The sequence below is a fragment of the Streptomyces africanus genome, from assembly GCF_002150735.1.
GTDB lineage: Bacteria > Actinomycetota > Actinomycetes > Streptomycetales > Streptomycetaceae > Streptomyces > Streptomyces africanus.
This window is the reverse complement of the sequence record NZ_MUKA01000010.1, coordinates 1-13,955: the sequence shown is the minus strand read 5'-3', so window position 1 is coordinate 13,955 and position 13,955 is coordinate 1. Positions and strand designations below refer to the sequence as shown.

At 72.0% G+C, this 13,955-nt stretch carries 14 protein-coding genes and 2 pseudogenes; 5 read left to right on the top strand and 11 right to left on the bottom strand.

The genetic code is table 11. The features are described from left to right. A partial coding sequence (locus CCL05_RS02105; protein ID WP_086558750.1) for an esterase/lipase family protein occupies positions 1–727 on the top strand: 727 nt, incomplete at its 5' end. Here the strand turns inward: CCL05_RS02105 and CCL05_RS02100 are convergent. Next, positions 686–1,352 (bottom strand): annotated as a pseudogene (locus CCL05_RS02100) (lytic polysaccharide monooxygenase); the annotation flags it as partial. The gene CCL05_RS02105 and the pseudogene CCL05_RS02100 sit on opposite strands and share 42 nt — an antisense overlap. Positions 1,353–1,537: 185 nt before the next feature. Here CCL05_RS02100 and CCL05_RS02095 point away from each other — a divergent pair. Beyond that, the gene (locus CCL05_RS02095; RefSeq protein WP_086558749.1) at positions 1,538–1,987 is read left to right on the top strand and encodes a GNAT family N-acetyltransferase; all 450 of its coding nucleotides are present in this window, start codon (positions 1,538–1,540) and stop codon (positions 1,985–1,987) included. Positions 1,988–2,017: 30 nt separating this feature from the next. Here the strand turns inward: CCL05_RS02095 and CCL05_RS47060 are convergent, their stop codons facing one another. Next, entirely contained in the window at positions 2,018–2,152 is a 135-nt protein-coding gene (locus CCL05_RS47060) for a hypothetical protein (RefSeq protein WP_010046145.1), read from the bottom strand. A 140-nt stretch (positions 2,153–2,292) separates the two neighbouring features. On the opposite strand from CCL05_RS47060, the gene CCL05_RS02085 reads away from it, so the two are divergent. Next, positions 2,293–2,964, top strand: coding sequence for a class I SAM-dependent methyltransferase (locus tag CCL05_RS02085; RefSeq protein WP_086558748.1), 672 nt, complete (start codon positions 2,293–2,295; stop codon positions 2,962–2,964). Here the strand turns inward: CCL05_RS02085 and CCL05_RS02080 are convergent. Together CCL05_RS02080 and CCL05_RS02075 are read right to left on the bottom strand one after the other, a co-directional pair. Next, positions 2,923–3,423, bottom strand: a complete 501-nt coding sequence (locus tag CCL05_RS02080) for a ribonuclease FAU-1 family protein (protein WP_086558747.1) — start codon at positions 3,421–3,423, stop codon at positions 2,923–2,925. The genes CCL05_RS02085 and CCL05_RS02080 overlap by 42 nt on opposite strands. Then, positions 3,404–4,330, bottom strand: coding sequence for a GNAT family N-acetyltransferase (locus CCL05_RS02075; RefSeq protein ID WP_086558746.1), 927 nt, complete (start codon positions 4,328–4,330; stop codon positions 3,404–3,406). The genes CCL05_RS02080 and CCL05_RS02075 overlap by 20 nt, the downstream gene beginning before the upstream one ends. Positions 4,331–4,401: 71 nt before the next feature. Here CCL05_RS02075 and CCL05_RS02070 point away from each other — a divergent pair, with 71 nt between their 5' ends. After that, positions 4,402–4,770, top strand: a complete 369-nt coding sequence (locus tag CCL05_RS02070; protein ID WP_208641315.1) for a GntR family transcriptional regulator — start codon at positions 4,402–4,404, stop codon at positions 4,768–4,770. An 11-nt stretch (positions 4,771–4,781) separates the two neighbouring features. On the opposite strand, the gene CCL05_RS02065 is transcribed toward CCL05_RS02070, so the two are convergent. The 6 genes from CCL05_RS02065 to CCL05_RS02040 form a co-directional block, all read right to left on the bottom strand. Continuing rightward, positions 4,782–5,555, bottom strand: coding sequence for a DUF72 domain-containing protein (locus tag CCL05_RS02065; RefSeq protein WP_086558744.1), 774 nt, complete (start codon positions 5,553–5,555; stop codon positions 4,782–4,784). A 20-nt stretch (positions 5,556–5,575) separates the two neighbouring features. After that, positions 5,576–6,670 carry a DUF5925 domain-containing protein gene (locus CCL05_RS02060; protein ID WP_086558743.1) on the bottom strand — a complete coding sequence of 365 codons (1,095 nt, stop codon included), beginning with the start codon at positions 6,668–6,670 and terminating at the stop codon, positions 5,576–5,578. Positions 6,671–6,744: 74 nt separating this feature from the next. Further along, entirely contained in the window at positions 6,745–7,545 is an 801-nt protein-coding gene (locus tag CCL05_RS02055) for a polysaccharide deacetylase family protein (RefSeq protein ID WP_208641314.1), read from the bottom strand. Beyond that, complete coding sequence (locus CCL05_RS02050) at positions 7,538–8,527, bottom strand: glycosyltransferase family 2 protein (protein ID WP_086558742.1); 990 nt, start codon at positions 8,525–8,527, stop codon at positions 7,538–7,540. The genes CCL05_RS02055 and CCL05_RS02050 overlap by 8 nt, the downstream gene beginning before the upstream one ends. After that, positions 8,524–9,345 (bottom strand): glycosyltransferase family 2 protein, encoded by an 822-nt coding sequence (locus CCL05_RS02045; RefSeq protein WP_086558741.1) that lies wholly within the window; start codon positions 9,343–9,345, stop codon positions 8,524–8,526. Before CCL05_RS02045 ends, CCL05_RS02050 begins: the two co-directional genes overlap by 4 nt. A gap of 477 nt (positions 9,346–9,822) precedes the next feature. Continuing rightward, a complete protein-coding gene (locus CCL05_RS02040; RefSeq protein ID WP_086558740.1) occupies positions 9,823–11,031 on the bottom strand; it encodes a S8 family peptidase in 1,209 nt (402 codons plus the stop codon). 336 nt (positions 11,032–11,367) lie between these two features. Between CCL05_RS02040 and CCL05_RS02035 the strand changes: the two genes are divergently transcribed. Then, positions 11,368–12,174 carry an SGNH/GDSL hydrolase family protein gene (locus tag CCL05_RS02035; protein ID WP_086558739.1) on the top strand — a complete coding sequence of 269 codons (807 nt, stop codon included), beginning with the start codon at positions 11,368–11,370 and terminating at the stop codon, positions 12,172–12,174. 3 nt (positions 12,175–12,177) lie between these two features. Here CCL05_RS02035 and CCL05_RS02030 read toward each other — a convergent pair. Then, positions 12,178–13,694: pseudogene (locus CCL05_RS02030) on the bottom strand (serine/threonine-protein kinase). Between the last annotated feature and the right edge of the window lie 261 nt (positions 13,695–13,955).

Here is a 13,955-nt window from a genome sequence, read left to right as displayed (position 1 = left end):
GTCCACCGCCCACCCCCGCCCCGTCGTCCTCGTCCACGGCACCCTCGGGAACTCCGTCGACAACTGGCTGGGACTCGCCCCCTACCTGGAGGTCCGGGGCTACTGCGTCTTCTCCCTCGACTACGGACAGCTCGAGGGCGTCCCCTTCTTCCACGGCCTCGGATCCGTCGAGAAGTCCGCCGCCCAGCTGAAGGACTTCGTCGACCGGGTGCTCGCCGCCACCGGCGCCGCCGAGACCGACATCGTCGGACACTCGCAGGGCGGCATGATGCCCCGCTGGTACCTGCGGTTCCTCGGGGGTGCCGCCAAGGTCAACGCCCTGGTCGGCATCGCGCCCAGCAACCACGGCACCGACCTGAACGGCTTCACCCACCTGCTGCCGTACTTCCCGGGCGCCGGGGACCTGTTGGCGAAGTCCACGCCCGCCCTCGCCGACCAGGTCGTCGGCTCCGACTTCCTCAAGCGGCTCAACGCGGGCGGCGACACCGTGCCCGGCGTGCGTTACACCGTCATCGCCACCCAGTACGACGAGGTGGTCACGCCGTGGCGCAGCCAGTACCTGAACGGGCCGGACGTGCGCAACGTCCTGCTCCAGGACCTGTGCCCGGTCGACCTGTCGGAGCATGTGGCCGTCGGGTTGCTGGACCGGGTCGTCTTCCATGAGGTGGCGGGCGCGCTCGACCCGGCGCGTGCCAGGCCCACCACCTGTGCTTCGGCGTTCGACTGACACGTGTACACGCGCAGGGGAAACGTTTCGGGGCCTGTCCGGCCTGAGCCGCCGGACAGGCCCCGAGTTATGGGGCAGCCTCCCCCGGTCAGCGGCTGTGCCGGCCCGCGTGGGCCGGCTCGGAGCGGGTTCCTCCGGGGCGGCGGCGGCGGCCGGCTCGGCCGAGGTGCTGGGGTCGTTGTCGCCGTGGCCGTGGTGCTCGATGGTCGACTTGTCGTCGCCCGCCTCGATCTGCTCCTCGGTGGGAGCGAAGGCCGTCGGGGCCGGGGCGGTGCCGCCCGTTGGGCTGTCGCCGCCGAACGTGACGTCCGAGCAGGAGTAGAACGCCTCCGGGCTGTCCGACCGCTGCCAGACGGCGTACAGCAGATGCCTGCCGGAGCGCTCGGGCAGGCTGCCGGAGAAGGTGGAGAAACCGCCCGTGGCCGCCGGGTCGGTGGCCGTCGCGACCGGGTGACCGCCGCCCTGCACGCGGCCGACTTCGGGCTCTCCGGGCCCTCGGCGTAGCACTGCGAGACCCGGCTGACCGGGTCGCCCATCGAACCGTGCGCGGCCGCCGGCGCGACGGCCGGTCCGGTCAGGGCGAGCGGGAGGGCGCCGCGCCGGCGGCCGTGCGGCGTGCGGGCATGCCGGAACTCCTTGCGACGGTACCGGGGAACAGGGCAGGGCCCGAAGGGGCCGGATCCCGTGGGGGCGATCCGAAGCCAGCCCCTGAGAACCGTGGAATCGCCTGCTGAGGGCGGGTGGGGGAGATCCTTATGGCCCGCTTGAGGGAGTGCTCAGACACTGGCATCAGGTAGGTACCGTCGCGGCATGGCAGACGAGGAGATCCGGCCGGCCGGAGCCGCCGACGTACCGGTCGTCGCGGATGTGATCGACGCGGCCTTCCGCCCCTACATCGAGCGCATCGGACGGCTGCCGCAGCCCATGGAGGAGGACCATGCGGCCAATGTCGCCGCGGGCAAGGTGTTCGTGACGGGCGATCCCGTGACCGGCCTCGTCGTGGTCGAGGCGTTCGAGGACCATCTCTTCCTCGACATCATCGCCGTCCACCCCACCGCGCACGGCAGGGGAGTGGGGCGGCGGCTGCTGCGGTTCGTCGACGCACACGCGCGTGCGCTGGGACTGTCCGAGGTCAGGCTCTACACGAACGCGCTGATGTGGGAGAACCAGGAGATCTATCCCAAGTACGGCTACGAACTGGTGGAGCGACGACTGGACGGGCCTTACGACCGCGTCCACTACCGCAAGCGGCTGCTCTGACGAGTGCGTCTCATGATCGGCATCGGCCGCTCAGGCGTCCGGCCACCACGTGCGTGCGATGTCCTTGCGGACTTCAGGGCGTCCCGCGGGGCGCTCGTCGGCCTCCTCGCGGGCCCGGCGCACGTCCGTCTTCTTCAGGGGCTTCTGCACGGTCACACGGCGCATGGCTGCCTCCTTAAAGGGTCTACCGGGTTCCGCGTTCTCACGGAGGTAGACCTTTCGGGGGAGAGTTCCTCATCGCTCGTGGTCTGTCAGTGGCGGGTGTCACGATTCGAGTGTCAGTGGCGGGTGTCACTCTTGGGCCCATGGCGAACGACAGTGACGGCATGACCTCGGCGAACACCGGCGCCGACGTGGACTGGGACGCGCGGGCGGCCTCCTTCGACGAGGAGCCGGACCACGGGCTGCGCGACCCGGAGGTGCGCCGGGCCTGGGCCGAGCGGCTGCGCTCCTGGCTGCCCGGGCGCGCGGGCGACGTCCTCGATCTCGGCTGCGGCACCGGCAGTCTGTCGCTCCTCGCGTCCGAGCAGGGGCACCGGGTGACGGGCGTGGATCTCTCCCCGGCGATGGTGGCGCGCGCCAGAGAGAAGCTGGCCGGGCGTGACGCGGTGTTCCTCGTCGGTGACGCGGCGGCACCGCCGGTCGGCGAGCAGCGCTTCGACGCCGTGCTCGTACGGCACGTCCTGTGGGCCCTGCCCGAGCCCGGCCGCGCTCTGCGGCACTGGGCCGGGCTGCTGCGGCCGGGAGGGCGGCTCGTGCTGGTGGAGGGCGTGTGGGGGACGACCGTGCCGGTCGGGATACCGGCGGAGCGGCTCACCGGCCTGCTCGCGCCGATCGCCGGGCAGGTGCGCGTGGAGCGGCTGTCCGGCGATCCGCTGCTGTGGGGCGGAGAGGTGACCGACGAGCGGTACGCGGTGGTGGCCGCGCGCGGCGCTTCAGGCCAGGAGCGCGGTGAAGCCGTCGCCGCGGGCGAGTGACTCCAGTTCGTCGAGGGCGGCCAGGGCGGCCCGTGCCGCACCGGGGTCCGACTCGGCCAGGCCGCTGTCGGCGAACTCGTCCTCGTCCAGGCGCCGTACGTCCGTGCCGTCCGCGGAGACCCACAGGTCCAGGTCGAGGTCCTCCACGACCAGCTCCGGGCCGGAGCGTGCGGCGGGGCGGGTGATGTCGCAGTACCAGCCCTTCAGCGCGCCCGAGGCGGAGCGGACCTCCTTCACCGCGTACCAGCGGTCACGCCAGTAGTACTCGGTGAAGACGTCCCCCGGCTCGAAGCGGACGAAGCCGAAGTCGCGGACGCCGCTGCCCGCCCACGGGGCGCGGACCGCGACGCGGGTGCCGTCGTCCGCCAGGAGCTCTCCGGCGTAGCGGATCTTCGTACGGCCCGCCTTGACGAGCACGACGTCGACCTGGCCGGACCCGTCAGCCGAGTTCGCGGACATAACGCACTTCCTTCGCGCAGATCTCGTAGCCGAACCACTTGTTGATGGCGATCATCGGTTCGTTGCCGGTGTCGTTGCCGGTGAACGCCTCCGTGTACCCCGCCGCGCGGGCCCGGTGCAGGGAGTAGTTCTTGGCCAGCTTCGCCAGGCCCCGGCCGCGGAACGCCCGGGCGGTGCCGGTCATGGCCGTGCCGTAGCGGGTGCCGTCCGTGTGCGCCACGCTGAAGGCGGCCGGGCGGCCGTCGACGACCGCGACCGTGGTCAGGTCCCGGTCGAGGAGCGGGTGCTTCCAGGTCTCCTCCAGCCAGGCCTCGTAGTCCGTGAACTCGGCCTCGATGTCGCTCGGTTCGTCCGACACCGTCTCCGCGTCCAGTTGGAACACCGGACGCGGGTCGTCCGCGAAGTCGGCGGCCGTGCGCAGTTCGACGCCCGCCGGCGGGTCCTGGCGGGGCGGCAGCGTGCCGGCCGCCAGGTCCAGGCGCATGAAGTAGGCGGAACGGCTGGCCCGGAAGCCGTGCCGCTCGGCGAAGGCCACGTTGTCCGGCTCGTCCAGCACCCAGGCGAACAGCTTCCGGACACCCAGCGAGGCCAGACGCTCCTCGGCGGTGCGCAGCAGCAGCGAACCGGCGCCGCGCTGCGTGCGGTCCGGACGCACATAGATGTTGGCGGAGCCCTGGCCGGGTTCCGGGCTCTCGTGGGCGACGCTGATCTGGGCCGTGCCGATGATCTCGCCGTCCTCCTCGGCGACGAGCTGCCCGAAGTGGGCGTCCGGGTGGGCATGGGTCACGGTGTGCACCACGGACTCGGGGGTGGACAGCATGTAGGGCAGGGCGACGCGGCGGGTGTGGGAGAACCCCTCGGCGTCGGCTCGGACGTCGGGTCGCAGGTCGCGCACGATCACGGTCATGGAGGCGCACGCTACGCGGGAGCGCACCCGGGGTGCCTCCCATTTTCCGTCGGGTACGGGACAATCGGCCTGTGACCTTGAAGATCGACATCGACGACAGTGCTCCGCCGTACGAGCAGGTGCGGGCGCGGATCTCCGAGCAGGCGCGGTCGGGTGAGCTGCCGGTGGGGTACCGGCTGCCGACCGTGCGGGGCCTGGCCGAGTCGCTGGGGCTCGCCGCGAACACGGTCGCCAAGGCGTACCGCGCGCTGGAGGCGGACGGCGTGATCGAGACGCGGGGGCGGCACGGCACGTTCGTGGCCGCCGCCGGCTCGGCCGCGGACCGGGAACTGGCCCTCGCCGCCCAGGCGTATGCGGAGCGGGCCCGACGGCTCGGGCAGGGGGAGGACGCGGCGCTCGCCGCGGTACGGGACGCCCTGCGGGCGGCTCAGGGGGAGTAGGACGGCATGGCTCAGCCGGTCCGCGCCGGCCGGCCGGGTGTCCGGGTGGGCTCCAGGCCCGCCGACCGCCCCAGCCGCGCGAACGTCATCGCGTCCTGCACCGCCGCGCCCCCCGGGTCGTTGTTGAAGTACGCGTAGACGTCCTCGCCGTCGGGCCAGGTCGTGGCGATGCGGTCGAGCCAGGTAGCCAGCGAGCGGCGGCCGTAGTGGGGCCAGGGCCGGGCGCGGCCCTGGTGGAAGCGGACGTAGCCCCAGTCGGTGGTGCGCCACAGCGGCGTCGCCGGGCGGGCCAGGACGTCGGCCCAGCACAGGGCCGCGCGCCGGGACTCCAGGACCCTGCGGACCTGAGGCGTCCACCACGAGTCGTGGCGGGGCTCGACCGCGACCCGGGTCGAGGCGGGGAAGCAGGCCAGGCAGGCGTCCAGGAGGCCCGGGTCGGCGCGCAGGTTGGGCGGGAGCTGGAGCAGCACCGGGCCGAGCCGGTCACCGAGGCCCGCCGCGTGGCTCATCAGGCGGCCGACCGGCTCCTCGGGGTCCTTGAGCCGTTTGATGTGGGTCAGATAGCGGCTCGCCTTGACCGCGACCACGAAGTCCCCGGGCACCCGGCCGCGCCAGTCCTCGAAGGTCTCCCTGGCCGGCAGCCGGTAGAAGGCGTTGTTGATCTCGACGGTGGCGAAGTGCCCCGCGTACTCCTCCAGCCAGAGCCGCATCGGCAGCCCAGGCGGGTACAGGACGTCCCGCCAGTCCTTGTACTGCCACCCGGACGTGCCGACGAACAGGGTCATACACCCATCAAAACACCGCCCTACAGATACAGCCCCGCGTCGGCGTCCCCGCGCGGCTCCGGCAGGGCCGTGGGGGACGTGCCCCGGCGCAGCGCGTACAGCTCCGCCAGCGTCGCGCCCTCGCGGCCGATGCCGTCCTCGCGGCCCAGCCAGCCCACCGCCTCCGCGCGGGTCAGCGGACCGACCTCGATCCGGGCCAGGCAGCGGCCGGGCCGGACGACGGCGGGGTGCAGCCGCTCCAGGTCCTCGTTGGTCGTGACCCCGACCAGGACGTTGCGGCCCTGGCCGAGCAGGCCGTCCGTCAGGTTCAGCAGCCGTGACAGCGCCTGGCCCGCCGTGTGCTTGGCCTCGCCGCGGATCAGCTCGTCGCAGTCCTCCAGGAGCAGCAGCCGCCAGCGGCCCTTGCCGGCGGCGTCCTCCTCGCCGATCGCGATGTCCATCAGATAGCCGACGTCACTGAACAGCCGCTCGGGGTCCAGCACGCAGTCCACCTGGCACCAGTCCCGCCAGGAACGCGCGAGCGTGCGCAGCGCCGACGTCTTGCCGGTGCCCGGCGGGCCGTGCAGGAGGAGGAGCCGGCCCGAGATGTCCTCGGGGGTGGTCTTCATCAGGCGGTCCATGGCGTCCGCCACCGGCGCCGTGTAGTTGGGCCGGACCTCGTCCCAGGTGCCCGCGGAGATCTGGCGCGTGGTGCGGTGCGGGCCGCGGCGCGGGGAGACGTACCAGAAGCCCATCGTGACGTTCTCCGGCTGCGGTTCGGGTTCGTCCGCCGCGCCGTCCGTGGCCTGGTCGAGGATCTTCTCGGCCAACTCGGCGCTGGTCGCCGTCACCGTGACGTCGGCGCCCCGGTTCCAGCGGGAGATCAGCAGCGTCCAGCCGTCGCCCTCCGCGAGCGTCGCGCTGCGGTCGTCGTCCCGGGCGGCGCGCAGCACGCGGGCGCCGGGCGGCATCAGCGTCGCCCCGGACCGTACGCGGTCGATGTTCACCGCGTGGGAGTACGGCTGCTCGCCCGTCGCGAAGCGGCCGAGGAACAGCGCGTCGACGACATCGGACGGGGAGTCGGAGTCGTCGACGTTGAGCCGGATCGGTAGCGCCTCGTGCGGGTTTCCAGACATGCCGCCATGATCCGGCACGAGGGCGCCGCGTGCACCCGGTTTCCCGGTGCACGCGGCGTGTTCCCGGGCGCGGGTCAGCCCCCGCAGCGGGACACCAGCCGGCGTGCCCGGCGGGCCCTGCGGACCACGGCGTACCCCTTGGTCAGGGCACGGTCCCCGGCGAACGTACGGGCGATCGACCGGCCTTCGACCAGCCGCTCGAACCCGGCGGTGCCCGTACTGCGGCGCACCGTCACGCGCCGCAGGGCGTACGGCCCCTGCGCCCGGCGCGCGAGGCCGTTGCCGACGGCGAGGGCCTGCGCGTACCCCGTCTCGCGCACCGCCTGCCGGACCCGGCGGCTGGAGTAGCCGTAGGGATAGGCGAACGAGACCGGTACGGTGCCCAGTTGGTCCGTGACGATCTCCTTGCAGTGGATCAGCTCGAACCGCAGCGTGGCGTCGGAGACCTGGTCGAGCTGCGGGTGGCTGTGGCTGTGCCCGCCGATCTCGACGCCCGCCGCCGCGAGCGCCCGGACCTGGTCCCAGTCCAGCATGGTGTCCAGGCCGCCGCCGGTGTCGTACGGCCCCCGGATCCACCCGGTCGAGACGAACAGGGTGGCCGGGAAGCCGTGCTTGGCGAGCACGGGCAGGGCGTGCCGGTGCACGCCCTCGTAGCCGTCGTCGAACGTGATGAGGACCGGCCGCTCGGGCAGCGCGCGGCCGGAGCGCCAGCACGCCGCCAGCTCGGCGGTGGTGACGGGGCTGAGCCGGCGGTCCGCGAGCACCGCCATCTGCTCGGCGAACGCCTCGGGGGTCACGGACAGGGCGCGGGTCGCGTCGTTCGGGTCGGCCGCGACCGCGTGGTACATGAGGATCGGTACGCGGACGTCACTCACGGACCGCCACCTCCACCTCGGGCACCGAGAACGTGGTCCCGCCCCGGCGGGATCGCACGCTGCCCACCAGGTATCCGCCCGCCGCCGTCAGCACCCCGGCGACGAGCGCCCCCGCCCGCCCGGCACCGCCCGGCCGGGCCAGCAGGGCGTCGCGCAGTCCCCGGGCCACCCCGGCCGGCAGGACCCGGGTGGCGTACCGGCGTTCGGACTCCAGTCCCTTCTCGGCGCCGACACTGCGGGCCACCAGGGCCTTGGAGAGGCCCTCGGCGTACGTGCGCGTCCGGAAGTAGCGGAAGTGCTCACGGGCCTCGGGCACCCGGTGGTGGATCACCGCCCGGTCGTCGATGAGCAGGACCGCGTCGGGCCGGGCCCGGCTGAGGCGGATGCACAGTTCCGTCTCCTCGCAGCCCAGCGGGCGTTTGTCGCCGTCCCGGCCGATGCCGGTGGCGAATCCGCCCGCCACCTCGAAGGCGCTGCGGCGGAACGAGGCGTTGCCGCCGAGCACGTTGCGCACCCGGACCCGGCCGCGCGGCAGGCCCCGGTAGGTGCAGCCCACCACCCAGTCGAACTCCTCGGGGAACCAGGCGGGCCGCCGCCCCGACGCCCAGACCGGTTCCGTACGCCCGCCGACCGCCATCACTCGCGGGTCGGCGTATGCCTCGGCGAAGTGCAGGAGCCAGTCGCGTTCGGCCACGGCGTCGTCGTCGAGGAAGGCGACGACCTCGCCGCGCGCGGCGGCGATCCCGGTGTTGCGGCCCGCGGACAGGCCGCGGGGGCCCGCGTTGGCGAGCACCCGCACGTCGTCGACTTCCTTGTACTCCTTGCCGAGACGGTCCAGAAGGGCCTGGTTGTGGTCGACGACCAGCAGTGTCTCCAGGGCGGGCCGTGACTGCGCCCGCACCGAGGAGACCGCCGCGAGGATGTCCTCCCAGCGGTCCTCGGTGTACGCGCAGATCACGACGGAGATGCCGGGACCGCTCAAGACACCTCTCCCCGGACCGAGTCGAGCATCGGCGACTGGGGCGAACGGCGGCGCAGCGCCCGGCGGTTGGAGCGCTCCTGGAGGATCACCCTGAGCACGCGCAGCCCGTCGCGCACGGCCCGCAGATTGCTGGTGCCGTGGATGCGCAGGTACTCGTAGCTCGGGATCTCCTGCACCTTGAGCCCGGCCTTGACGACCCGGATGTTCATCAGCGTCTCGACCTCGAAACCGGTGCAGTCGAGGTCGATCTTGTCCAGGCAGTGCCGCCAGAACGCGTTGTAGCCGTAGCACAGGTCGGTGTAGCGGGCGCCGAACTTGCGGTTGACGACCGTGCACAGCGCCCAGTTGCCGAGCTTGCGGATGAAGGTCATGTCGTCCGTGCCGCCGCCGTTGGCGAAGCGGGAGCCCTTGGCGAAGTCCGCGCCGGAGACCAGGGCGGAGACGTACGACACGATCTCGTTGCCGTCCGCCGAGCCGTCCGCGTCGACCATCACGATGATGTCGCCGGTGCACGCCTGGAACCCGGTGATCAGGGCGTCGCCCTTGCCCTTGCCGCGCTGCTCGACGACCTTGACCTCGGGCCACAGCTCGCGGGCCACCCGGACGGTGTCGTCGGTGGAGTTGCCGTCGACCAGGACCACTTCGTGGATCCAGTCGGGCAGGGTCTTGAAGACGTACGGAAGGTTCTCCGCCTCGTTCATGGCCGGTATGACCACGCTCACCGGCGGCGCTATGGCCAGGTGAGAGGAGACGGGCCGGTACTTCCCGGCGGTCGGCGGATACGGGTCCGTCGCTGCCGGCTGCAGAACTGAGCTCATGAGTCTGGTCCCTCTCGTCCGGTGGACCGCCCCCCCAGGGCAGTCCGGATCCAATCCGGTTCGAAAGGGGGGTTCTCACCCGCGGCACGCCGAGATGGAGCTTCGGCACGCCGGGTGAGCTGGCAAAGCTGGCCGACGGCGGAAAACGGCAGCCGACCGCGCGGCACGGCCCGGTCACCTCGCGGTCACCGAGCACGGCACCCCCCTACCGCGCCCCGCGCCGGTTCGTCGCGGTCCTTGAGCCCTCCCCTAGAGCCGCGTGCTGACGGACCGATGCGGGTGAGATGTATGACGGTATTGACGATTGAACCTATATGGCAAGACCTGGAACGGCCGCTCACGTTTTTGTTGGTTTTGTCGTTGCGGGGGGCCTTTTGTGAGGCGCAAGTTGAAAGGTCCGGTGACGAAAACAACCGTTCCCCGCAGGCTCAACCCGCCTCCGGGGAACGGCTGTTCAGGTTCCGTTTACGGCACGCGTCACGGTACGAGCTTCAGCAGCCGGTTCGGTGAGCCCGAACCCGCGCTGGTGACCTTGCCGGTGGTGGCGCCGCCGACCAGGGCCGAGGCGACCTGGGCCGGGGTGGAGGAGGTGTGGCCCGCCAGGTACACCGCCGCCGCGCCCGCGACTTGCGGGGTCGCCATCGAGGTGCCGGAGATGGTGTTGGTCGCGGTGTCGCTGGTGTTCCAGCCGGCCGTGATGGAGGAGCCGGGCGCGAAGATGTCCAGGGCCGAGCCGTAGTTGGAGTAGCTCGCCTTGGCGTCGGAGCTGGTGGTGGCGCCGACGGTGATCGCCTCGGCGACCCGGGCCGGGGAGGACGAGGAGGCGGTGGTGCTGCTGTTGCCCGCGGCGACGGCGTAGGTGACACCGCTGGCTATGGAGTTGCGGACCGCCGTGTCCAGCGCGGCGGAGGCGCCGCCGCCGAGCGGCATGTTGGCGACCGAGGGGCCGGCGTGGTTCTGCGTCACCCAGTCGATGCCCGCGATCACACCGGCCGTCGTGCCGGAACCGCTGTTGTTCAGCACCCGCACGCCCACGATTTTCGCCTTCTTGGCGACACCGTAGGTCGAGCCCGCGATCGTGGTGGCCACATGGGTGCCGTGGCCGTTGCCGTCGGAGGCGTTGTTGTCGCCGTCGACGGCGTCGTAGCCGTACGCGGCACGGCCGCTGATCTGCTGGTGGGTGATGCGCACACCGGTGTCGATCACATAGACCGTCACACCGCTGCCCGCGCTGTCCGGGTAGGTGTAGGTGCCGGAGAGCGGGAGCGAGGTCTGGTCGATGCGGTCCAGACCCCAGGGGGCGCTGTTCTGGGTGGCGGTCAGCCGCACGCGCTGGTTCTGCTCGACCGAGGCCACCGCCGGGTCGGCGGCGAGGCGCCTGGCCTCGGCGGCGGACAGGGTGGCGGAGTAGCCGTTCAGTGCCTTGCCGAAGGTCTTGCGCACGGACCCGCCGTACTCCTCGACGAGGTCCTTGCCCGCGACCGAGGACGCCTTCAGGCCGGCGCTCTTCTTGAGCGTGACGATGTAGCTGTCCTTGATCGCGTCCGGCGAGTCCGCGGCGAGCACCCGGCCCTCGGCGGGAGCGGCGGCCTGGGCGGGGAGGGCGGTGAGCCCGCCCACGAGGGCGGCGGTCGCCGACAGGGTGATCGCGGCGAGCCCGAGTCTCTTGCTACGCAGTTGTGCCATTACGAGGGATTCCTCCTCTAGGCGGCGCGCGCCTGAGTGGGGCGCGCGTCATGTGGGGGTTGTGCGCGTGCTCGCGCACACGGCCGGGAGCGTCGCGTTCCGCTCTCGGCCGGAGTAAAGCGTCGACCAACTACCGGCGTAGAACAAGGGAGTTGAGCACTAGTCAACAAATCTGTCATGGGCACGTAACAAGAGGTGCCCGGGGCGTAACAAACCGTGAGGTGAATGCGCCGTGTGCGCCCCGGAAACGACCCAAAAGACTTGGCATGGACACTTCCTGTCAACACGCGTAGCTGCTACGACGGTTGTGGCAGAGATCCTGCTAAGGGAGGTTCCATGAGACGTTCCCGATTTGTCGTCTTCGTGAGCTCGCTCCTCCTCGCCGTCGGCACCGCCCTCACCGGGGCAGCCACGGCGCAGGCGTCCTCACTCGCCCCAACTGGCGGCTATGCAGCGCTCGGTGACTCCTACTCCTCCGGAGTGGGCGCCGGCAGCTACATCAGCTCCAGCGGCGACTGCAAGCGCAGCACGAAGGCCTACCCCTACCTCTGGGCCGCCGCCCATTCACCCTCGACGTTCGACTTCACGGCCTGCTCCGGCGCCCGAACGGGTGATGTTCTGTCCGGACAGCTCGGCCCGCTCAGCAGCGCCACCGCCCTCGTCTCCCTCAGTGTCGGCGGCAACGACGCCGGATTCGCCGACGTCATGACGACCTGTGTGACCCAGTCCGACAGCGCCTGCGTCTCCCGCATCAACACCGCACGCGCGTACGTCGACTCCACGCTGCCCGGCAAGCTCGACAGCGTGTACTCGGCGATCAGCTCCAAGGCCCCCAACGCCCACGTCGTCGTCCTCGGCTACCCCCGCTTCTACCAGCTCGGCACCACCTGCCTCGGCCTCTCCGAGACCAAGCGCAAGGCCATCAACGACGCCTCCGACCACCTCAACACCGCCATCGCCAAGCGCGCCGCGAACCACGGCTTCACCTTCGGCGACGTACGCGGCACCTTCACCGGCCACGAGATCTGCTCCGGCGACTCCTGGCTGCACAGCGTCAACTGGCTCGACATCGGCGAGTCGTACCACCCGAAGGCGCCCGGCCAGTCGGGCGGCTATCTGCCGGTGCTCAACGCCAACGACTGACCGTCAGCCGGAGTCCGTGTCCGACTCCGTGTCGGATCCACTGACCGAAGGAGAAGGGGAGGCCCCGCCCGTCGGGGTCTCCGTCTCGCACGTGATCGAGAACGGCACCGACTCGGACGTCGTGCGCACCGGCTCCCGCACCTCGACACTGATCTCGTTCTCGAACGTCCCGCTCTCCGCCTCGGTCGTCACGGTCACCGCGTCCTGCCGCGTACGGCCGTCGCCCTCCGGGAACGACAGCGTCTTCCAGCCACCGTCGAGCTCCGAGCCGTCCCGCGTCACCCAGCGGTAGCGCACCTCGGCCGGCAGCCGCCCCACCGTGAACGTCGCCGTGAACCTCGGCGCCCGGGCCCCCGGCGGCGGACACGCGCCCGAGTAGTCCGTGCGCGTGCCGTCCAGACCGACCCGCACCGACTGCGGCGGCGGACTGCTCCGTTCGCTCTCGCTCTCGCTCGGCGTCGGAGAAGGACTGGACTTCTCGCTCGCGGTGTTCTCCGGTTCGGTCTCCGCGGGCGTACTCGCCCCGGCACCCCGGTCGTTGTTCTGGGAGCCGTCCCCGCGGTTCAGCAGCGCGTACGTCAGCCCGCCCACCGCGAGCGCCAGCGCGATCACGCCCGCGACCAGCACCCGGCCCGCCCGGCGGTCGCGGTCCCGGCCGGTGGCCCTCGTCGTCCCGCCCGAGCCGGACGGGGCCGGCTGCCCCGGGAAGGGCATCGGGGGCGTGGGCGAGGGCTCGGGACGGCCCGGGAGCGTCGGCGGGAACGGGACGGCCCGTACGGTGTCCGCGCTCGGCGAGCCGCCCGCGCCGATGGCCCGCAGGTCCCGCTCGGCCTGCTCGGCCGGCAGCCGCTGCGCGGGATCCTTGCGCAGCAGCCCCTCGATGACCGGGGCGAGCGGACCGGCCCGGTACGGCGGCGGCAGCTCCTCGTCGACGATCGCGCGCAGCGTGCTCAGCGGGGTGTCGTGACGGAACGGGGAGTGGCCCTCGACCGCCGCGTACAGCAGCACGCCGAGCGACCACAGGTCGGACTCCGGGCCCGGCGTACGGCCGAGCGCCCGCTCCGGGGCGAGGAACTCGGGCGAGCCGATGACCTCCCCGGTCATGGTCAGCGCGGAGCTGCCCTCGACCATGGCGATCCCGAAGTCGGTGAGCACGATCCGGCCGTCGTTCGCGATCAGCACGTTGGCCGGTTTCACGTCCCGGTGCANNGGCCCTCGGCGTCCAGGACCTCGGCCAGGGAGAGCCCGCGGACCAGCTCCATGACGATCCACGGCCGGCCCTCGTCCGTCGCCACGTCGTACACCGTGACCACGTTCCGGTTGGCGACCCGGGCCGCCGCCCACGCCTCCCGTTCCAGCCGGGCGTACATCCGCCGCACGTCGTCGCCCCCGAGCCCCGCCGGGGCGCGCACCTCCTTGACGGCGACCTCGCGGTGCAGCACCTCGTCGCGGGCGCGCCACACCGTCCCCATACCGCCCTCGCCGAGCGGTGCCAGGAGCCGGTAGCGGCCCGCGATCACACGCTCATGGCCCGGTTCTTCGGACACGGCGCCCCCATTCGCAGCCGGGCGAAATCTTCATGAGGTCTGTTTTCCCCATCACGTCGGATTTCCTCACGAACGTAACTCAGCCCAGTGCGGATGCCGCCCCCTTGAACACCAGTCCGGCCCCGAGGACGACGACGGCGAAGGCCGAGCCGAGTGGGGCGGTGCGGCGCACCAGGGCCGCCAGCGGGCCCGCCGTCCAGCGGGGGCGCCGGTCCAGGAGACGGGTCATGCCGC